Here is a 19,754-nt window from a genome sequence, read left to right as displayed (position 1 = left end):
GGTCCCGGTCGGGTCTGTTGCAGAGGCGTCATTTCCGTCTGCCCGCGCTTCCTATTTTGTCTCGCTCGGGGTTGCAAGAGAAAAAATGACAAGCCGTTATTTTTTGTCGTAAAGCTTCGGCGCGGTCAGGAAACAGTCATGGGGGCGCGATCCCGCGCCGCCCATCATTGTTCTCAATCAGTCGTCATCGTCCGCGGCGACATCGGCGATGTCGTCGAGAGAGACGTTATCGTCATCATCATCATCGTCGAGGAGATCGTCATCGATATCCAGATCGGTATCGTCATCGACGAGCAGATCATCATCGTTGTCGACATCTTCGGCCTGCGCCGGTGCGACTTTTTCCTGAATCGCCACGCGCGATTTGTTATTCGCGTCAAAGGTGACAACTTCACCGGTGTAGGGAGACACGATCGGGTCACGGTTCAGGTCATAGAACCGTTTGCCGGTGGTGGGGCAAAGGCGCTTTACGCCCCATTCCTCTTTGGGCATGTTGAATCCCTTTCGTAATTGCTGATCCATATGCGGAGATTTGCGGGCCATGCCATATCGCGAGAGAGGTGTCAAAGGCTTTTGCCGGAAATCGCGGAAACTTGGTGGTCTGTTGCATCTGCTCGCGCTATTGGAAAGAACAGCGAGGAAATTTTCCGGTAAGCAGACCGGCCAAACCGATAGGCCAGATGATCGGCGGCAGCTCGATCCAAGAGGACCGTATGAGCGATATTTATCTTGACGGCGATCCGCCTGTTCAGGTCACGCTGCGCCGCTCGGCGCGGGCCCGGCGGCTGTCGCTGCGGGTGTCGCGTCTCGATGGCCGGGTGACCCTGTCGATGCCGAAACGTCTGCCGGAACGCGAGGCCGTGGCCTTTCTGCGGGAAAAGGAAGACTGGGTGCGCAAGCATCTCGGCAACAGGCCCGAGGATCGGCATCCGGAATTCGGTGCACGGATCCCGGTTTTGGGTCGCGAGGTGGAAATCTGCCCCGGTACGGGCCGCCGTGCGGTGCTGCGCGATGGGCGTCTCGAGGTGCCCGGCGCCGAGGACCGCGTGCCGGCCCGTATCAAGGCCTTTCTCAAGCTCGAAGCCGGGCTGCGGCTGCGTGCCGCCACCGACCGGTATGCGGCGGCGCTGGGTGTCTCCTATGGTCGTCTGAGCCTGCGCGATCCGCGCTCGCGCTGGGGCTCCTGCACCTCCGAAGGCAATCTCATGTATTCCTGGCGGCTGATGATGGCCCCCGAAGCGGTGCTGGATTATGTCGCCGCGCATGAGGTGGCGCATCGGTTGGAGATGAACCATTCGGAGCGTTTCTGGGCCCATGTCGCCCGGATCTGTCCGGATCATGCCGGACACCGGCGGTGGTTGCATGCTGAGGGCGAAACGCTGCACGCCTGGCGCTTTGAGTGAGCTCTGTGCGGCTGGGCGCAGCAGGTGTGAGGGAGCGCAGGCAAGAGCCGTCCGGGGCGGATTGACCTTTGTGCGATTTGTGATCACATTGCGCCCATGATCACCCCGACGCCTCGACAGTCCGACAGCCCCTCCGCCGCCCATGACAGGGTCTACCGTGCCTTGCGTACCCGCATCATGCATGGGGAATTCCCGCCGGGGCAGGCGATGACGCTGCGCGGCATCGGCAAGATGTTCGATGTCTCGATGACGCCGTCGCGCGAGGCGGTGCGGCGTCTGGTGGCCGATGGCGGGCTGAACCTGTCGGCTTCGGGGCGGGTCTCGACGCCGGAGCTGTCGAACGAACGGATCGAGGAGCTGGCCGCCATTCGCGCCCTGATCGAGCCGGAGCTGGCGTCCCGGGCCTTGCCGCGGGCGCATATGGCGCTGATCGAACGGTTGCAGACCATCAATGGCACGATTGCCGAACTGGTCGCGAAACACGACGATGTCGGCTATATCCGCGCCAATCTGGAGTTTCATCGCACGCTCTATCTGCGGGCACAGGCGCCGGCGATGCTGGCCTTGACCGAGACGGTTTGGCTTCAGCTCGGACCGACCATGCGGGCGCTCTACAGCCGGCTAAACCGCACCGAGGTGCCGCATAATCATCGGCTGATCGTCGCCGCTCTCAGGGCAGGGGACGAGCCGGGGTTGCGGCTTGCCGTGCGTTCCGATGTGACCCAGGGGCTCAGGATGCTGGCCGTTTGAGATTTCAGGGGCGATCTGAGAGCTTTTGGAAGACATTTGAATGTAGCACCTTTGCGCGGAATCAAGGCCGCAGGCCGCCGCACATCGCTGACGCGTCCCGCGCGGCGGCGATTTTGTCAGGTTCAGGCAACGTGTTGAACTTTTTCGGATTTGGTTGAGATAAATCGAGAGGTTCAGCGGACAGGCTCGCCACCGCCCGCGTCATCAAGGTGCGGCTTGCGCCCAGATGACGAATGGCAGCAAGGCCCGCAAACCAGCCATTCGAATGAGATGCGGGAGGAGGCGTTTGGAAAACCGCGGGGCCGCGTGAGACATGTGGCCAGGTTGTCAGCCGCGTGCTTGACCTTTGCCGCGCCGCAGAGTCTTCTGACGCGAGCGAAAAAGCAAAGGGGTGGGACATGGCACGCTATCTGGAAATGACCGAGTTGATGACGCCGGATATGGCGAATTTCTCCGGCAAGGTGCATGGCGGCGCCCTGCTCAAACTTTTGGATCTCGTGGCGTTTTCCTGCGCCTCGCGCTATTCCGGCCAATATGCGGTGACGCTCTCGGTCGATCAGGTGATGTTCAAACAGCCGATCCACGTGGGCGAGCTGGTGCATTTCCGGGCGACGGTGAACTATGTCGGGCGCAGCTCGATGGAGATCGGTATCCGGGTCGAGGCGGAAAACATCCGCACTCAGACCGTGCGCCACACCAATTCCTGCTATTTCACCATGGTTGCCGTGGATGATGACGGCAAAACCGTCGCTGTGCCGCAATTCAGTCCGGAGACGGAAGCGGACAAGAAACGCTGGCGCGCCGCCGAGCTGCGCAAGGAGCTCAGGCGCGAACACGCCAAACGGCTGGAAGAGGCGGCAAAAGGCTAACAAAAAAGGCGCTCCGAAGAGCGCCTTTTCTTTTGATTTCAAAAGGATCAAGCGTGGATCGGGCCGTCGCCACAGGCCAGAGCGGCTTCGCGCACGGCTTCCGAATAGGTCGGGTGGGCGTGGCAGGTCAGGGCGATGTCCTGGGCCGAGGCGCCGAATTCCATGCCGACACAGATCTCGTGGATCAGATCGCCGGCGCCCGGGCCGATGATCGCAGCGCCCAAGAGGCGATCGGTCTCGGCATCGGCGATGAGCTTGACGAAACCGTCGCCCTGGAACACGGCCTTGGCGCGGGCGTTGCCCATGAAGGAGAACTTGCCGATCTTGAATTTGCGGCCTTCTTCCTTGAGCTGGGCTTCGGTCTTGCCGACGGTGGCCACCTCCGGCGAGGTGTAGACCACGCCCGGGATCACGTCGTAATTCACATGACCATGTTTGCCGGCCAGAACCTCGGCGACGGCCATGCCCTCGTCCTCGGCCTTATGCGCCAGCATCGGGCCGACAATCGCGTCACCGATGGCGTAGATGCCCGGCACATTCGTGGCCCAATGCGCGTCGGTTTGGATCTGACCGCGCGGGGTGAATGCGACACCCAGCTCGGCGAGACCCAGCCCGTCGGTGAAGGGTTTGCGACCGGTGGCGACGAGAACCGCATCGGCGTCGAGCGTGTGTTCCGAATCGTCTTTCTTCAGCTTGTAGTTCACCTTGGCCTTGGTTTTCGAGGCTTCGACACCGGACACGGCGGCGCCGAGAACGAATTTAAGGCCCTGTTTTTCCAACAGCTTCTTGAAGGTGCGCTGGACATCGGCATCCATGCCCGGGGTGATGAAGTCCATGAACTCGACCACGGTCACTTCGGAGCCGAGGCGGGCATAGACGGAGCCGAGTTCGAGACCGATCACACCGGCGCCGATGACCACGAGTTTCTTCGGCACTTTCGGCAGTTCGAGCGCGCCGGTGCTGTCGACGACGATGCCGCCGTCATTGTCCACTTCGACACCCGGCAACGAGGTCGGCACGGACCCGGAGGCGACGACGATATTTTTGGCGTCGTGGGTCTCTTCGCCCACCTTGACCTTGCCGACGGCGGGGATCGAGGCCCAGCCTTTGAGCCAGTCGATCTTGTTTTTTTTCATCAGGAATTCGACACCGCCGGTGTTCTGGCCGACGACGTCATCCTTGTAGGCTTTCATCTGTTTCCAGTCGACGGAGGGCGATTTGCCCTTGAGCCCCATGGCGGCGAAATTGTGCTCTGCCTCATGCAGATGGTGCGTCGCGTTCAGAAGCGCTTTCGAGGGGATGCAGCCGACGTTGAGGCAGGTGCCGCCGAGCGTTTCGCGGCCCTCGACAATGGCGGTCTTGAGGCCCAGTTGGGCGCAGCGGATGGCGGAGACGTAGCCGCCGGGGCCAGCGCCGATGATGATGACGTCATAGGATGCCATGGTCTTCTCCTTGGTCTTGGATCTGGTCGTTTTCAGTGTCGATTTCGGTGTCGGATTTGCGTCGGACTTCTGTCGGACATCCGTCGGGCATTTCGAATATGCGCTCAGACGAGCGCGGCGATGAACAGGGTGGCGCAGCAGAGCATGGCGAGCATCCAGATATAGGACCGCCACGGCTGCCAGCCGAAAGCATAGGCGGGCACGTAGAGCACCCTTGCGATCAGATAGACCCAAGCGGCGCCGAGCGTCACGGCACTCGACTGATCCGTCAGATGGATCAGGAGCACACCGGCGGCGAAGAAGGGGAACATCTGGACGTGATTGTCATAGGCGCGCAGCATCCGGCCCGTGGTCTTGCGCATCTCGCGGCTTGGTGCCCGGTCGCGGGGCGAGGTCGTATAGCCCGGCCCGAGGTCGACATTCGCCATGACAGAGGCCACCACGAATTGCGCGATGTGCAACAGGCCTGCGAGGGCGAGGAGGGTGAGGAGCGGGGTCATGCAGCACCCGCCCCGGACTTGATCCGGGGTCCCGAGAAACTGGCGGAGAGGCCCCGGATCAAGTCCGGGGCGCGATGCGCGATTTGTGCAGGGAAGGCGAGGAGTGGGGTCATTTTCATCTCCGTCTCACGAACAGAAAGAGCGGATAACTCCAGCCAATGAGGCCATATGTCAGAAAAGTTTTTTCTCGCGGTGTCGTGAAGCCTGACAGGCCGTCGGTTATGAGTTCAAGGACGACAAAGATTGCGGAAAACAGCCACAATAATCCCCAAAACTTGATGGGCTTGTTCTTGTAGAACGCAGCCACCCGATCTGCGAATGCCGTGAGCTTCGGGAGCTCTTCGCGGGGATCTGGTTCAGGGCTATAGCTCATCAAAGTACCATTGCGGCTTCGGAAATGGCCTCGGGCAAAAGTCTATCTGCCCGAGGCATACAACTTGGTCTTACAGATCCATCAACAGGCGACGCGGGTCTTCCAGCGCTTCTTTGACGCGCACGAGGAAGGTCACGGCGCCTTTGCCGTCGACGATACGGTGGTCGTAGGAGAGCGCCAGATACATCATCGGGCGGATCACCACCTGACCGTTGATCGCCATCGGACGGTCCTGGATCTTGTGCATGCCGAGGATACCGGACTGCGGGGGGTTCAGGATCGGCGAGGACATCAGCGAGCCATAGACACCACCGTTGGAGATGGTGAAGGTACCGCCCTGCATCTCGGCCATGGAGAGCTTGCCGTCACGGGCGCGTTTGCCCTTTTCAGAAATGGCTTTCTCGATCTCGGCGAAGGACATGCTGTCGGCATCCTTGATCACCGGCACCACGAGACCCTGCGGCGTGCCAGCGGCAACACCCATGTTGACGTAGTTCTTGTAGACCACATCGGTGCCGTCGATCTCGGCGTTCACCTCGGGGACTTCTTTCAGCGCATGCACACAGGCCTTGGTGAAGAAGGACATGAAGCCCAGACGGACGCCGTGTTTCTTCTCGAACAGGTCTTTGTACTCTTTGCGCAGCGCCATCACCTCGGTCATGTCCACCTCGTTATAGGTGGTGAGCATGGCGGCGGTGTTCTGCGATTCCTTGAGGCGACGGGCGATGGTCTGACGCAGCTTGGTCATTTTCACGCGCTCTTCGCGGGCGGCGTCTTCGGCCGGACGCGGGGCAGCGGGGGCTGCGGCCGGGGCCGGGGCTGCCGCCGGTTTGTTCAGCGCGTTCAGCACGTCTTCCTTCATGATGCGACCGTCCTTGCCGGTGCCGGTGACAGACGCCGGGGTGACGCCTTTCTCGGCCATCAGCTTGTTGGCCGAGGGCGCATTCTCGACGTCCTTGCCACCGGCGGGTGCCGCGGCGGCCGGGGCCGGGGTTGCAGCGGGGGCCGCGGCAACAGCGCCGGCACCCGAGGACATCTCGGCCAGTTTGCCACCGGCGGCAACCGTGTCGCCCTCATTGGCGATGATCGCGCTCAGCACACCTGCGGAGGGGGCCGGAACCTCGACGGAGACCTTGTCGGTCTCGAGTTCGCAGAGCATCTCGTCGGCTTCGACCGTATCACCCACGGCTTTGAACCAGGTGGCGACGGTGGCCTCGGTCACGGATTCGCCAAGGGTCGGCACCATCACATCGACGGTGGCGGCAGAACCGGCGGCGGCCGGAGCCGCAGCGGGGGCTGCATCGGCTTTCGGGGCAGGAGCCGCCGGAGCGCCGTCGCCAGCGTTCAGCGTTGCCAGCAGGGCGTCGACGCCGACGGTCTCGCCCTCGGCGGCGATGATGTCCCCCATCACGCCCGCGGCGGGGGAGGGCACCTCGACGGTCACTTTGTCGGTCTCGAGCTCACAGAGCATTTCGTCAACGGCGACCGCATCGCCCGGTTTCTTGAACCAGGTTGCAACGGTGGCCTCGGTCACGGATTCGCCCAGGGTGGGGACGCGAACTTCAACGGTCATTGGATTACCCTTCGATATTGAGCGCATCGTTCACGAGCGCCGTTTGTTGTGCTTTGTGCTGAGAGGCCAGGCCCGTGGCGGGCGAGGCGGAGGCGGCACGACCGGCATAGACCGGGCGCGTGTGCTTGGCGCCGATACGCGTCAGCACCCATTCGATATTCGGCTCGACAAAACTCCAGCCGCCCTGGTTCTTGGGCTCTTCCTGACACCAGACGATCTCTGCGCCTTTGAAGCGTTCGAGCTCTTTCACCATGGAGAGCGCCGGGAACGGGTAGAACTGTTCGAGACGCAGGATATAGGTGTCGTCCTTGCCGGCGGCGTCGCGGGCTTCCAGCAGGTCATAGTAGACCTTGCCGGAACAGATCACGACGCGCTTGATGTCCTTGTCGGCCTTGAGCTTCATTTCCGACTTGGCGGTGCCGTTGTCGCGATCCGCATCGTCCCAAAGGACGCGGTGGAAGGACGACCCATCGGTGAAATCGGCGGCCACGGAGGTGGCGAGCTTGTGACGCAGAAGCGATTTCGGCGTCATCAGCACCAGCGGCTTGCGATACGAGCGGTGCAGCTGGCGACGCAGGATGTGGAAATAGTTCGCCGGCGTCGTGCAGTTGGCCACGATCCAGTTGTCCTCGGCGGACATTTGCAGGAAGCGCTCGAGACGGGCGGAGGAGTGTTCCGGACCCTGACCTTCGAACCCGTGCGGCAGAAGCATGACGAGACCCGACATGCGGAGCCATTTGCGTTCACCAGAGGAGATGAACTGGTCAAACATGATCTGGGCGCCGTTGGCGAAATCGCCAAACTGGGCTTCCCAGAGCGTGAGCGCATTCGGTTCCGCCAGCGAGTAGCCGTATTCAAAACCCAGCACTGCATATTCCGACAGCATCGAGTCGATGACCTCGTAATTGGCCTGACCCTCGCGGATGTGGTTGAGCGGATAGTAGCGGTCTTCGGATTTCTGATCGATCAGACCGGAGTGCCGCTGCGAGAAGGTGCCGCGGGTACTGTCCTGACCCGCGAGACGCACCGGGTAGCCCTCGGTGAGAAGCGAGCCGAAGGCCAGCGCTTCGCCGGTCGCCCAGTCAAAGCCTTCGCCGCTTTCGAACATTTTCGATTTGGCGTCGAGCTGACGACCCACGGTCTTGTGGATGTTGAACCCTTCCGGATAGCTGGTGAGCGAGCGTCCGATCTGGGCCATGGTGTCCTCGGAGATCGAGGTCTGACCGCGCTGGTACTCTTCGCCTTCGGCATTCAGGTGCGACCAGCGGCCGTCGAGCCAGTCGGCCTTGTTCGGCTTGAAGGTCTTGCCGGCTTCGAACTCGTCATTGAGCGTCGACTGGAACGCCGCTTTCATGTCCTCGATCTCGCCCTCGGGGATGAGACCGTCGGCCACGAGACGCTCGGTATAGAGTTGCAGCGTGGTCTTGTGCCGCTTGATGTTGGTGTACATCTGCGGATTGGTGAACATCGGCTCGTCGCCTTCGTTGTGACCGAAGCGGCGGTAGCAGAAGATGTCGATCACCACGTCCTTGTGGAATTTCTGGCGGAACTCGGTGGCCACCTTGGCGGCATGAACCACGGCTTCCGGATCGTCGCCGTTGACGTGGAAGATCGGGGCTTCCACCATCAGGGCGATATCGGTCGGATACGGAGACGAGCGCGAGAAATGCGGCGCGGTGGTGAAACCGATCTGGTTGTTCACCACGATGTGGATCGTGCCGCCGGTGCGGTGACCGCGCAGGCCCGACAGACCGAAACATTCGGCCACGACGCCTTGGCCCGCGAAGGCCGCGTCACCATGCAAGAGCACCGGAATGACCGAAGTGCGCTCCGGGTCGTTGTTCTGGTCGGTCTTGGCGCGGGCCTTGCCGAGCACAACCGGGTTCACCGCCTCGAGGTGCGACGGGTTCGCGGTCAGCGAGAGGTGCACCTTGTTGCCGTCGAATTCACGGTCGGAGGAGGCGCCGAGGTGATATTTCACGTCGCCGGAGCCGTCCACGTCCTCGGGTTTGAAAGAACCACCCTGGAATTCGTTGAAAATCGCGCGGTAGGGTTTCGACATCACATTGGCGAGCACGGACAGGCGCCCGCGGTGCGGCATGCCGATGACGATCTCTTTCGCACCGAGATTGCCGCCGCGCTTGATGATCTGTTCCATCGCCGGGATGAGGCTTTCGCCGCCGTCGAGGCCGAAGCGCTTGGTGCCCATGTATTTCACATGCAGGAATTTCTCGAAGCCCTCGGCCTCAACCAGCTTGTTGAGAATGGCGCGGCGGCCTTCGCGGGTGAACTGGATTTCCTTGCCGAAGCCTTCGATCCGCTCTTTCAGCCAGCCGGCCTGTTCCGGATCGGAAATATGCATGTATTGCAGCGCAAACGTGCCGCAATAGGTGCGCTGCAGCACGTCGATGATCTGGCGCATCGAGGCATGTTGCAGGCCCAGAACGTTGTCGATGAAGATCGGGCGATCCATATCGGCTTCGGTGAAGCCGTAGCTTTTCGGATCGAGCTCCGGATGCGGTGTCTCATCGATCATCTTGAGCGGGTCGAGATCGGCGATCAGATGGCCGCGGATCCGGTAGGCGCGGATGATCATGATCGCGCGCACGGAATCCAGGACGGCGCGCTTGATCTGGTCCTCGGAGATGGCGACGCCCTTTTCGGCGGCTTTCTCCTGAATTTTCTTGCCGGCCTTCTCGGCGGCCAGAGGTTCGGCCCATTGGCCGTCCAAGGCATGGGTCAGCTCATCATTCGGCACCGGCGGCCAGTCCATACGCGCCCAGGAAGGTCCTGCCGCCTCGGCGGTGACATCATTTGCCGCATCGCCCAGGGATTGGAAGAACTCGGCCCAGGAGGCGTCCACGGAGGTGGGGTCCTGAGCATATTGCGCGTAAACCTGTTCGAGATATTCCGCGTTATGCCCCTGCATGAAGGAGGAGGCATGGAAGATGTCGTTGGGGCTCTGGTCGTTCATCGGTTTGACCTTATCTGGGGTGCGTTTCCGTTTCGAGGGCAGGATCGCATTGCCTTTTGTGGGTGCGCCTGCGCCCTCGTTTGAGAAAGGGCGCAGGCGAGGATTTTCAAGGATCGCAAGCGTCGGGCTTAGCCCTTCGCAATCGCTTCCTGCACGGCTTCACCGAGGGTGGCCGGGCTGTCGGCGACGATGATGCCTGCGGATTTCATCGCTTCGATCTTCGACTCGGCGTCGCCTTTACCACCGGCGACGATGGCGCCGGCGTGGCCCATGCGGCGGCCCGGAGGGGCGGTGCGACCGGCGATGAAACCAGCGGTCGGCTTCCAGCGGCCTTTTTTCTTCTGCTCGGCGAGGAATTCAGCAGCTTCCTCTTCGGCGGAGCCGCCGATTTCACCGATCATGATGATCGAGGTGGTTTCCGGATCGTCGAGGAACATGTCGAGGACATCGATATGCTCGGTGCCTTTGATCGGGTCGCCGCCGATGCCGACAGCGGTCGACTGGCCGAGGCCCAGATCGGAGGTCTGTTTCACGGCTTCATAGGTCAGCGTACCGGAACGGGAGACGACGCCGACGGAGCCACGTTTGTGGATGTGACCCGGCATGATGCCGATCTTGCAGGCGTCGGGCGTGATGACACCCGGGCAGTTCGGGCCGATCAGGCGCGAATTGCTGTCCATCAGGGCGCGTTTCACTTTCATCATGTCCAGGACCGGAATGCCCTCGGTGATGCAGATGATCAGCTCCATTTCGGCGTCGATCGCCTCGAGGATCGAGTCGGCCGCAAACGGCGGCGGCACGTAGATCACGGAGGCGTTGGCTTCGGTCTTGGCCTTGGCTTCGTGCACGGAGTTGAAGACCGGCAGGCCGAGGTGCTCATTGCCACCTTTGCCCGGGGTCACGCCGCCGACCATTTTGGTGCCATATGCGATGGCTTGTTCAGAGTGGAAGGTGCCCTGCGAGCCGGTGAAGCCCTGACAGATCACTTTGGTGTTTTCATCAACGAGAATTGCCATGTCTGTTAGCCCTTCACTGCTTTAACGATTTTCTGGGCGCCGTCTTTGAGATCGTCGGCAGCGATGACATCGAGGCCGGAATTGTTGATGATCTCTTTGCCGAGCTCCACGTTGGTGCCTTCGAGACGGACAACGAGCGGAACCTTGAGGCCGACCTCTTTCACCGCGGCGATCACGCCCTCGGCGATGATGTCACAGCGCATGATGCCGCCGAAGATGTTCACCAGGATGCCTTTGACGTTGTCGTCAGAGGTGATGATCTTGAAGGCTTCGGTCACTTTCTCTTTGGTTGCGCCGCCGCCCACGTCGAGGAAGTTGGCCGGTTCTGCGCCGTAGAGTTTGATGATATCCATGGTGGCCATGGCCAGACCCGCGCCGTTCACCATGCAACCGATCTCACCGTCCAGAGCGATGTAGTTCAGGTCGTGCTGGGAAGCGGCCAGCTCTTTCGGGTCTTCTTCCGTCTCGTCGCGCAGGCCGACGATATCGGCGTGGCGGTAAAGCGCATTGCCGTCGAAGCCGGCCTTACAGTCGAGACATTTCAGATCGCCCGCATCGGTGACGATGAGCGGGTTGATTTCCAGCATCTCCATGTCCTTGTCGATGAACAGGCGGTAGAGGTTGGAGATCAACGCGGCGCATTGTTTGATCTGCTTGCCTTCGAGACCCAAGGCGAAAGCGACGCGGCGGCCGTGGAAGCCCTGAAGCCCGGTGGCCGGATCGATGGAGAAGGAGAGGATTTTCTCCGGCGTGTTCGCCGCGACTTCCTCGATGTCCATGCCGCCTTCGGTGGAGGCCACGATGGACACGCGGGAGGACTGACGGTCGACGAGCAGGGCGAGGTAAAGCTCGCGCTCGATGTCGGAGCCGTCTTCGATATAGATGCGGTTGACCTGTTTGCCGGCCGGGCCGGTCTGGTGCGTGACCAGCGTGTGGCCGAGCATGCGGTTGGCTTCCTCGGCGGCTTCCTCGACCGACTTGGCAAGACGCACACCGCCTTTTTCACCGGCTGCGGCTTCCTTGAAGGAGCCTTTGCCGCGGCCACCGGCGTGGATCTGGGCTTTCACCACCCAAAGCGGGCCGTCAAGCTCGCCCGCGGCGGTCTTGGCGTCGGCTGCGTTGAGAACGACACGGCCGTCAGAGACCGGCGCACCGTATTCCTTGAGAAGGCATTTGGCCTGATACTCGTGGATGTTCATTAGAGATATCCTCTCCCTGGTTCGATTGGCTCCGTGTATGCCATTGCATCAAAGGCATAAGAAATGGTTTTTACGCCTTCGGCGGTAAAAGGCCCGTGTTTTTGTTTTTTGTGATCACAGCAAAGTTTTGTGTGATCACAAATGAAGGGAATCGCCCCGTTCAGGCATTCTGCGCAGGATTCGGAAGCGCGCAATGATTGCGGCAATCCCCAGAGAAGAGGTGGGGAAACCATGGCCGCCATCGACAGGCATGCCACTGGAGTGGCGGCCGATGTCCCGTCAGGCAAAACGGAGCTGCGCGGGAACATCCCCCTGTGGCCTGTCGGGGACGTCCTGTGACCGATTGTCAATTTTTCGAATGTGATCTCGCGCAGCGGGGTTTGCGGGTATAAAGCAAAGGAAAGAGATTCTACGAAGAGGACTTCCCATGCAGTATCTTGCAAAGGCGACATGCGCCGGGATCGCGCTCCTGGCCTCGACCGCCATGGCTTCCGCCGGTGATTTCAGCCTGTCCGTCTACGGCGGCTATCAGACCGCGCCGCACAGCGGCGTCGACGGGACCGACGGTGTCGACACGTTCGATTTCACCACCGGCTGGAAAGGCAAGAGCTTTGCCATGCCGCCCTATTACGGCATCCGCGGCACCTATTGGGTGCGCGAGAATTTCGGCTGGATTGCCGATTTCAACCACACCAAGGTCTATGCCGACGAGGATGACAAGGCGGCAAACGGCTTTTCGACGCTCGAGTTCACCGACGGGTTGAACAACCTGACCGTGGGTCCGATCTGGCGCTGGCCCGGCGCCTGGAACAAGCTTACCCCTTATGCCAGTATCTCTGCCGGTGTGGTGATCCCGCATGTCGAAGTGGTCACGGCCAACACCGACACGATCGAATATCAGGTGGCGGGTCCCTCCATCGCGCTGGTTCTGGGCGCAAGCTATGAGCTCAACGATCGTTGGGATCTGTTCACCGAGTACAAGGGGACCTATAGCCAGCTCGACGTCGATCTCGACGGCGGCGGCAATCTCGAAACCGATATCATCACCAATGCGCTGAACTTCGGTGTGAGCTATAAATTCTGATCGCGGATTGTCGTGAGACATCGGTGAGAGACACCAGCGAAAGACAGTGGAAACCGGGCCTCTTCAGGGTCCGGTTTTTACATCTCCAACCCGGCCTTGGCGAGAATCCCGGCATCGCGTTCGCGCAGCGCCGCGTCAAAGGCCGCGCGGCTGAGATCCAGATCCCCGCAATCGCGCGGGGTGAACCCTTCCGGGGTCAGAGCGTCCAGAAGCTGCAATTTCCCCGCCTGAGAGGCGTTGAGCGATTGCACCCCCATCACCAGCCGCATCACCTCTGACGGGCGGTCGGCGTGGTTGCGGGTGAAGCGATATTGCGCCTCGCGTTCGAGGCCGATCTTGCGTTTCGGGCCGGAGTAATCCTCGAAGGCCTTCTTCAACAGCTTGATCGCGTAATGCAGCGGGGTCAGCCCGTCGAAATGCAGCAACAGCCTCTGCTTCATCCGTTTCAGGTCGGGGGTGATGCCGTCCGACAGGCTCTTCGGGTGATGTACGCCCATCTCCCAGGGCTGGCCCGTGGGTACGATGGTCTTGCCGGCCCGGTGCCCGGTCAGCCCATGGGCGAGAAACTTGCCGAACCGGCCATAGAGCGCCTCGGCCTCGTCATCCTGGAACAGGATCGGGGCGCGAAACCCGCCCTCGAAGATCGAGCTGCCCGTGGCGCCGGGCAGGTAGACCCGTTCGAGATTGCGCACCACAAGACCCTTTTCACGGTCCGCTTTCGAGAGCGCGTCTGTCAGGGCATCGCCATCTCGGATGAATTCATCGACATCGCAATGCAGGACCCAGTCGCATTTCGTGTTGCGATAGACCCGGGTGGCGTTGAATTTCTGCCGCCCCGTGTGGCGCTCCGGGCGGCGGCCGTTGTTGACCCGGTCCCAATAGTTCTGATCGCAGGTGGTCAGAAAGATCCCGTCGCGATCGCCGATCATCGCCTCGAGCGCGGGATTGGGGCGGTCGAGGAACACATGGACCTCCGAGGCGCCGATGGCCCGGTGATGACGGGCGAAGGCGGCAATGAGCTGCGGCGGTTCATCGCCCAGGGCGGCAACCGCCCAACTCGGTGTCTGCGCCTGACGCATGTCAGCCCTTTCGTTTCGGAACCCAACCGCTTTCAGCATAGCGCGTTTCAAACGCTTGTCGCCATTGTGCGATGGCGGAATGAGGCCGGTAGGGGGCGCCGGTGGCATCCGGACCATCGTATCCGAACCAGACGATCTCGCGGGCGAAACGGCGGCGCACGGTGGCGTCCATTTCCGCATCGAAGTGCAATTGGGAAACGGCCGGCGCAATGCCGCCTTTCGCAGGTTTTTCAGGGAGGCGCACGCCGGGAGGCAGATCGAGAGCCCGTGCCGTCTCGGCCAGATCCTCGGCCAGATGTTCGAAGCGGATCACATGATCGGCGAGGACGATGCCGGCATGGGAATACATGTCAAAGGCGTCGCTCGGGTCGGGGACCGGAGAGAGAACGAAGTGGCGAAAAAGGGCCTGAAGCGCTTCGGGGTCCTCGGGGCGGGGGGCGTCGCCGAGGATTTGCTCCGGCGTGTCCTTGAGCTTCCAGAAAAAGGAAGAGACGAGTTTGCGCCAAGGGTTGCGCTCGCTCGTCACGATCGCGTAGTCGGCGATCCCCGGGCCAAGCGCCTGTACCGCGCGGCTGAGCGGCGAATGCTGCCGCAGGATCAGCGAAGCGTCCGTTTTGCGATGCCGGAAATGCGCATTGCCGAAGCGGATATCGTCGCGCGCTTCGAGAGAGGGTTCGGGCGGACGGATACGCGCCACGATGTCCTGTGCCCCGCAAGCCTGGGCGAAGGCGAGCTCGAGACTGGTGCCCGCGGTCTTCATCGTTTTGATGAAGATGAACTTGTGGCTATGACTGATGATCATGGGGTGGGCACATCGAGTTTCTCCGCCCATTGCGCCAGGTAGCTGCCGGGCTGGAGCGTCTGTTTCTTGTGATGTTTGAGCATATTCGACCAGAGATGCATGGAGCGGGTCTCTTCAGAGGTCCATCCTTGCCACCCGCCATGGGGGTTGAACAGGACATCGACATATTGCCAGGGCACGGGCGAGAGGACATCGGGCTCTTGCGCATGGCTGGCCTCGCCCGTCTCTTTCAGAAGGTGAGTCAGTGCTTTCGGGCCGATGATGGTGCGCAGGGTGTGATAACGCGCGACCAGGCGCTCCTCGAGCGGGGTGCGTTCGAGCCTTTGGCGCAGCTTCGGACGGACCCAGGGCGGCAGGCGTGACAGGTCGGACAGAAACTCCATGAGTTCGGCAAGGGTCTGGGAGCCGCGCGGCAGGCGGAGGATGCAATTGTTGATCTCTGCATGCCAGGGCGTCCAGCCGATGAGGAAGCCCTCGGCATCGGGTCGGAGCGGGGCGTGACAGACGATATCCGTGTCGATCCAGATCTCATCGGTGTGTTGCATCAGATGAATGCGGAACATATCCGCGACATAGGAGGGGGCGGTCTGTGCCGCGAGCTTTTCGGGCATCTCGAAGACGGTGCGGGCATCTCGCATCTCGACCCCGTCCGGCACATTGCCGACGGGCGCATAGTGGTAGAGCACGGTGGGCTGACCGGCAGCGACGAAGGATGTCAGGCACAGGTGTTCGAGCCAGCCGAGATCGCCACCGATCCAGAGAGACGAAACGGTTGGAAGGGAGGCGTCTTGCGGCATGTGGGAAACTTTCGCGGGTCAATTTCAGTAAACTACGGGGGCACCATACGTCCATGGCGGAGCGCAGACAAAGAAAAACCGCGCCGCATGATTGCGGCGCGGTTTCTAAATTCAGTCCAGTTTTAGAGCAACTTAGGCCAGCGAGCCGTCGATGCCCTTACAGGCGTCCATCAGGCCTTTCACGGCGTCGACGGATTTGTCGAACATCACCTGCTCTTCTTTGGTGAGTTTGATGTCGATGACACGCTCGATGCCGCCGGCACCGATCACGGTGGGCACGCCCACGTACATGTCAGAGACGCCGATCTCGCCGTCGCAGTAGGCGGCGCAGGGCAGGACGCGTTTCTGGTCTTTCAGATAGGCTTCGGCCATCTCGATGGCGGAGGTCGCCGGCGCATAGAAGGCGGAGCCGGTTTTCAGCAGGCCGACGATTTCGGCGCCGCCGTCACGGGTGCGCTGAATGATGGCGTCGAGTTTCTCTTGCGTGGTCCAGCCCATCTCGATCAGGTCGGGGAGCGGGATACCGGCAACGGTGGAGTAGCGTGCGGAGGGCACCATGGTGTCGCCGTGACCGCCGAGAACGAAGGCGGTGACGTCTTTCATCGAGACACCGAATTCGACGGAGAGGAAGTGACGGAAACGCGCCGAGTCGAGCACGCCAGCCATGCCGCAGACCTTGTTCGCCGGCAGGCCGGAGAATTTCTGCAGTGCCCAGACCATCGCGTCGAGCGGGTTGGTGATGCAGATGACGAAAGCGTCGGGGGCGTGTTTGGCAATGCCTTCGCCGACGGATTTCATGACCTTGAGGTTGATGCCCAGCAGGTCGTCGCGGGACATGCCCGGTTTGCGCGCCACACCGGCGGTGACGATGCAGACGTCGGCGCCGGCGATGTCCTCATAGGACTGGGTGCCGGACATGGTGGCGTCGAAACCCTCGGACGGGCCCGATTCAGCGATGTCGAGAGCTTTGCCTTCCGGCAGGCCTTCAGCGATGTCGAACAGGACGATGTCGCCGAGTTCTTTCAGAGCTGCGAGGTGGGCAAGCGTGCCGCCGATATTGCCAGAGCCGATAAGGGCAATCTTGGGTCGGGCCATGGGTCTGTCTCCAATCAGTTGGTGAGATTGGCGCATGGGTAGCCCTTTGAGATCATTCGTGCAAGTCTGTGCTGCGCTGCCGCGTCAAGGTTTTCTCTCGCGTTAGCGATAACCACCCTCTAATGCATTGGGAAATATGTCTCCCTCCGGAAAGCTTTCATGATGACTTTGGACCTGTCTTTCTACCTTTTCGCGATCCCTGCGGTGCTGTTCGCCGGCATGTCGAAAGGTGGGTTCGGCTCCGCTGCGGCCTTTGCCGCCACGCCTTTTCTGGCCTTGATTCTCACACCGGGGCAGGCGGTCGGGCTGATGTTGCCGCTGTTGATGGTGATGGATGTGACGGCGGTGAAAGTGTTCTGGCGCAAATGGGATCTGCATGTTGCGGGGGTGCTGATCCTGGGTGCCATTCCCGGAATTGTGATCGGGGCGCTGCTCTACGGCATTGCCGATCCGTCGGTTTTCAAGCTGTTGATCGGCATCGTGGCCGTCGGTTTCGTGCTCTGGCAATTGGCGAAAGCGCGGCGCTGGATCAAGCCGCCGAAAGCCGAACTGGGCACCGGCGCAGGCCTGTTCTGGGGCGCTGTCACCGGGTTCACCAGCTTCATTTCCCACGCGGGCGGTCCGCCGGCCGCGGTCTATATGCTCTCGAAGCGGATGGACAAGACTACCTATCAGGCCTCGTCGGTTTTGACCTTCTGGGCTGTCAATCTGATGAAGGTCGTGCCCTATGGCTTTGTCGGGATCTTCTCGAAAGAGACGTTGATCGCCGATCTGACGCTGATCCCGGCGGCGGTGGTCGGTGTGCTGTGCGGCGCATGGATGCACCATAAAGTGCCGGAACGGCTGTTTTTCGGCCTGGCCTATGTGTTTCTGGTGCTCACCGGCACAAAGCTGATCTGGGAAGCGCTGGCGGGGTGAGCCGGGTCGGTGGTGTCGCGCCTCGGCTAGACATCGTCGCCTTTGGTCACGCCGATCGCGGCCATCGCCTCGAAGGCCTGACCGGAGGCGATCAGGCAGGTCGTGCCATCGGGCTGCGTCATCAGGATGGTCCATGTGCCGGTCTCGGGGGAGGCGAAGACCTCGACCACGCCCGAATTGGGGGCGAGCCCGATCGACTGGCGGCTTTCGCCATATTTGCTTTCCAGGCGATTGAGCACCTGGTCGCGGCTGCCGCAGTTTTGTTGCGCAAGAACCGGGGTGGCGATCAGCGATCCGAGCGACCCCAGAAATGCGGCAAGAGAGAGAAGCTTCATCGTCTTATCCTTTCCGGTCCTGTGGACGGGGTTTCCCGTCTGGCAAGTGGAGCGGGCTTTGCCCGCGCAGATGATCGAACGGATATCCGGGTCGTCTTGCCCGATTCTGCCGCCTCCCGTGCTGTCCGATTGCATAAGACTGCGCCCGCAGGGCTGAAAATGTGGTTAATGAGTGGTGCGGGCGGTGGAAGGACGCCCGCAGGGGACATTGGGAACGTCGTGCCACCGCCCGGAATAGCAACGCAGTTGCCCGGGCGTGCGGTCATGCTGAAAGCATGCCTCCGGCATGACCCGTCCCGGCGGTCGGGCGCATTTGTCATCCCTGTGCAACAGATTGATCTTGATCGGATTTGGTGAGCATAAATCGCAGACCACAGAGATCAGATGCGCCAGCCCACGGTCCGGCGCACGCCCTCATGTCAGACAAATCGCCAACGTCCGCTCCGTCAGCAAAGCGGCCATTCGAGCTGCGATCGGATAGGGCCTTGGATGGGCTCATCGGGCAATCTCGCAAGCATCAGAGCCTCGCGCGACAGGCAGGACTCCTCTTGTTCGAAACTGCAAAATTCTGCGCTGCGGAAAATTTACCCTTGCGGATTGGTGCGTTTCTGTGGCCTCTTGCGCAACAATATTGCGGAGGAAGAGAATCAATGACCCAAGTCGCCAATCGTCCCTATCGCTCGGCTCTCTATATCCCCGGTTCCAAGGAACGCGCGCTGGAAAAGGCCAAGGGGCTGGCCTGCGACGCCATTCTCTTTGATCTCGAGGATGCGGTGGCTCCCGATGAAAAGGTCAACGCTCGGGTGCTGTTGAAAGAGACGATTGCGGCGGGGGGCTATGGCAACCGCGCCAAGATCGTGCGGGTCAACGGTTTCGACACGGACTGGGGGCGCGATGACGTGGCCGCTTTCGTCGGCGCCGATATCGATGGGATTCTCCTGCCCAAGGTCGAGAGCGCGGCCATGGTCGAAGAACTGGCCCGGGCCATTCCCGATGTGCCGCTCTGGGCGATGATGGAAACACCTTTGGGCATGATCAACGCCGCCGAGATCGCCGCCCATCCGCGCATGGCCGGATTCGTCATGGGCACCAATGATCTCGCGAAAGAGCTCAATACCCGGTTCCGCGCCGACCGGTTGCCGATGATGGGCGGGCTGCATCTCTGCCTGATTGCGGCGCGGGCTTACGGCATCGTTGCGCTCGACGGCGTCTATAATGCCTTCAAGGATGACGAAGGGCTCAAGGCGGAATGCGAACAGGGGCGCGACATGGGGTTTGACGGCAAGACGCTCATTCATCCGGCGCAGCTCGAGATCACCAATGCCGCTTTTGCGCCGACCGAGGCCGAGATCGATCTCGCCCGCCGTCAGATTGCCGCGTTTGAAGAGGCCGAGGCCAAGGGCGAGGGCGTTGCGGTGGTCGATGGAAAAATCGTCGAGAACCTCCATATTGTGACTGCGCGGGCGACGCTCGCGAAACATGACGCAATTCAGACCATGTCACAGGCAGCGGGGTAACGGACGCAGACCCCGGATAGGAGATTTT

The 19,754-nt window shown here is 61.4% G+C and carries 18 protein-coding genes; 6 read left to right on the top strand and 12 right to left on the bottom strand.

Translation table 11 applies throughout. The features are described 5' to 3' along the window. Positions 1-177: 177 nt before the first annotated feature. The gene (locus BM151_RS09285) at positions 178-492 is read right to left on the bottom strand and encodes a TIGR02300 family protein (protein ID WP_090060285.1); all 315 of its coding nucleotides are present in this window, start codon (positions 490-492) and stop codon (positions 178-180) included. Between the two features lie 221 nt (positions 493-713). On the opposite strand from BM151_RS09285, the gene BM151_RS09280 reads away from it, so the two are divergent. The 3 genes from BM151_RS09280 to BM151_RS09270 all read left to right on the top strand — a co-directional run bounded on the left by BM151_RS09280 (position 714) and on the right by BM151_RS09270 (position 3,022). Next, positions 714-1,403 (top strand): M48 family metallopeptidase, encoded by a 690-nt coding sequence (locus tag BM151_RS09280; protein WP_090060745.1) that lies wholly within the window; start codon positions 714-716, stop codon positions 1,401-1,403. 96 nt (positions 1,404-1,499) lie between these two features. Beyond that, on the top strand, positions 1,500-2,153 hold the full coding sequence (locus BM151_RS09275; RefSeq protein WP_090060283.1) for a GntR family transcriptional regulator: 654 nt from the start codon (positions 1,500-1,502) through the stop codon (positions 2,151-2,153). Positions 2,154-2,551: 398 nt separating this feature from the next. Beyond that, a complete protein-coding gene (locus BM151_RS09270) occupies positions 2,552-3,022 on the top strand; it encodes an acyl-CoA thioesterase (RefSeq protein WP_090060281.1) in 471 nt (156 codons plus the stop codon). A gap of 47 nt (positions 3,023-3,069) precedes the next feature. Here the strand turns inward: BM151_RS09270 and lpdA are convergent, their stop codons facing one another. From lpdA to sucC, 6 genes are all read right to left on the bottom strand, one after another. Further along, positions 3,070-4,464, bottom strand: a complete 1,395-nt coding sequence (gene lpdA, locus BM151_RS09265) for a dihydrolipoyl dehydrogenase (RefSeq protein ID WP_090060279.1) — start codon at positions 4,462-4,464, stop codon at positions 3,070-3,072. A gap of 104 nt (positions 4,465-4,568) precedes the next feature. Then, positions 4,569-4,964: an MAPEG family protein gene (locus BM151_RS09260; protein ID WP_090060277.1), complete on the bottom strand. Its 396-nt coding sequence runs from the start codon at positions 4,962-4,964 to the stop codon at positions 4,569-4,571. Between the two features lie 443 nt (positions 4,965-5,407). Next, positions 5,408-6,910, bottom strand: a complete 1,503-nt coding sequence (odhB, locus tag BM151_RS09250) for a 2-oxoglutarate dehydrogenase complex dihydrolipoyllysine-residue succinyltransferase (RefSeq protein WP_090060273.1) — start codon at positions 6,908-6,910, stop codon at positions 5,408-5,410. A gap of 4 nt (positions 6,911-6,914) precedes the next feature. Beyond that, positions 6,915-9,884, bottom strand: a complete 2,970-nt coding sequence (locus BM151_RS09245) for a 2-oxoglutarate dehydrogenase E1 component (protein WP_090060271.1) — start codon at positions 9,882-9,884, stop codon at positions 6,915-6,917. Positions 9,885-10,012: 128 nt separating this feature from the next. Beyond that, positions 10,013-10,900 (bottom strand): succinate--CoA ligase subunit alpha, encoded by an 888-nt coding sequence (sucD, locus tag BM151_RS09240; RefSeq protein ID WP_090060269.1) that lies wholly within the window; start codon positions 10,898-10,900, stop codon positions 10,013-10,015. A gap of 5 nt (positions 10,901-10,905) precedes the next feature. Beyond that, the gene (gene sucC / locus BM151_RS09235) at positions 10,906-12,099 is read right to left on the bottom strand and encodes an ADP-forming succinate--CoA ligase subunit beta (RefSeq protein WP_090060267.1); all 1,194 of its coding nucleotides are present in this window, start codon (positions 12,097-12,099) and stop codon (positions 10,906-10,908) included. A gap of 427 nt (positions 12,100-12,526) precedes the next feature. On the opposite strand from sucC, the gene BM151_RS09225 reads away from it, so the two are divergent. Next, the gene (locus tag BM151_RS09225) at positions 12,527-13,183 is read left to right on the top strand and encodes an outer membrane protein (protein WP_090060264.1); all 657 of its coding nucleotides are present in this window, start codon (positions 12,527-12,529) and stop codon (positions 13,181-13,183) included. A 77-nt stretch (positions 13,184-13,260) separates the two neighbouring features. On the opposite strand, the gene BM151_RS09220 is transcribed toward BM151_RS09225, so the two are convergent. The 4 genes from BM151_RS09220 to mdh all read right to left on the bottom strand — a co-directional run bounded on the left by BM151_RS09220 (position 13,261) and on the right by mdh (position 16,956). Then, on the bottom strand, positions 13,261-14,262 hold the full coding sequence (locus tag BM151_RS09220) for a glycosyltransferase family 2 protein (RefSeq protein WP_177213083.1): 1,002 nt from the start codon (positions 14,260-14,262) through the stop codon (positions 13,261-13,263). A 1-nt stretch (position 14,263) separates the two neighbouring features. Further along, positions 14,264-15,064 (bottom strand): sulfotransferase family protein, encoded by an 801-nt coding sequence (locus BM151_RS21625; RefSeq protein WP_177213082.1) that lies wholly within the window; start codon positions 15,062-15,064, stop codon positions 14,264-14,266. Then, the gene (locus tag BM151_RS09215; protein WP_090060260.1) at positions 15,061-15,861 is read right to left on the bottom strand and encodes a hypothetical protein; all 801 of its coding nucleotides are present in this window, start codon (positions 15,859-15,861) and stop codon (positions 15,061-15,063) included. The genes BM151_RS21625 and BM151_RS09215 overlap by 4 nt, the downstream gene beginning before the upstream one ends. Positions 15,862-15,993: 132 nt before the next feature. Beyond that, positions 15,994-16,956, bottom strand: coding sequence for a malate dehydrogenase (mdh, locus tag BM151_RS09210; protein ID WP_090060258.1), 963 nt, complete (start codon positions 16,954-16,956; stop codon positions 15,994-15,996). A gap of 159 nt (positions 16,957-17,115) precedes the next feature. On the opposite strand from mdh, the gene BM151_RS09205 reads away from it, so the two are divergent. Next, the gene (locus tag BM151_RS09205) at positions 17,116-17,874 is read left to right on the top strand and encodes a sulfite exporter TauE/SafE family protein (RefSeq protein WP_090060257.1); all 759 of its coding nucleotides are present in this window, start codon (positions 17,116-17,118) and stop codon (positions 17,872-17,874) included. A gap of 26 nt (positions 17,875-17,900) precedes the next feature. On the opposite strand, the gene BM151_RS09200 is transcribed toward BM151_RS09205, so the two are convergent. Next, complete coding sequence (locus BM151_RS09200) at positions 17,901-18,209, bottom strand: hypothetical protein (RefSeq protein WP_090060256.1); 309 nt, start codon at positions 18,207-18,209, stop codon at positions 17,901-17,903. 650 nt (positions 18,210-18,859) lie between these two features. Here BM151_RS09200 and BM151_RS09195 point away from each other — a divergent pair. Continuing rightward, entirely contained in the window at positions 18,860-19,726 is an 867-nt protein-coding gene (locus tag BM151_RS09195; RefSeq protein ID WP_090060255.1) for an HpcH/HpaI aldolase/citrate lyase family protein, read from the top strand. The last annotated feature ends 28 nt before the right edge of the window (positions 19,727-19,754 follow it).

Source organism: Celeribacter neptunius (assembly GCF_900113955.1).
Classification (GTDB): Bacteria; Pseudomonadota; Alphaproteobacteria; order Rhodobacterales; family Rhodobacteraceae; genus Celeribacter; species Celeribacter neptunius.
Note: the sequence above shows the minus strand (reverse complement) of the source record. Positions and strands in the feature narration are given on the sequence as shown.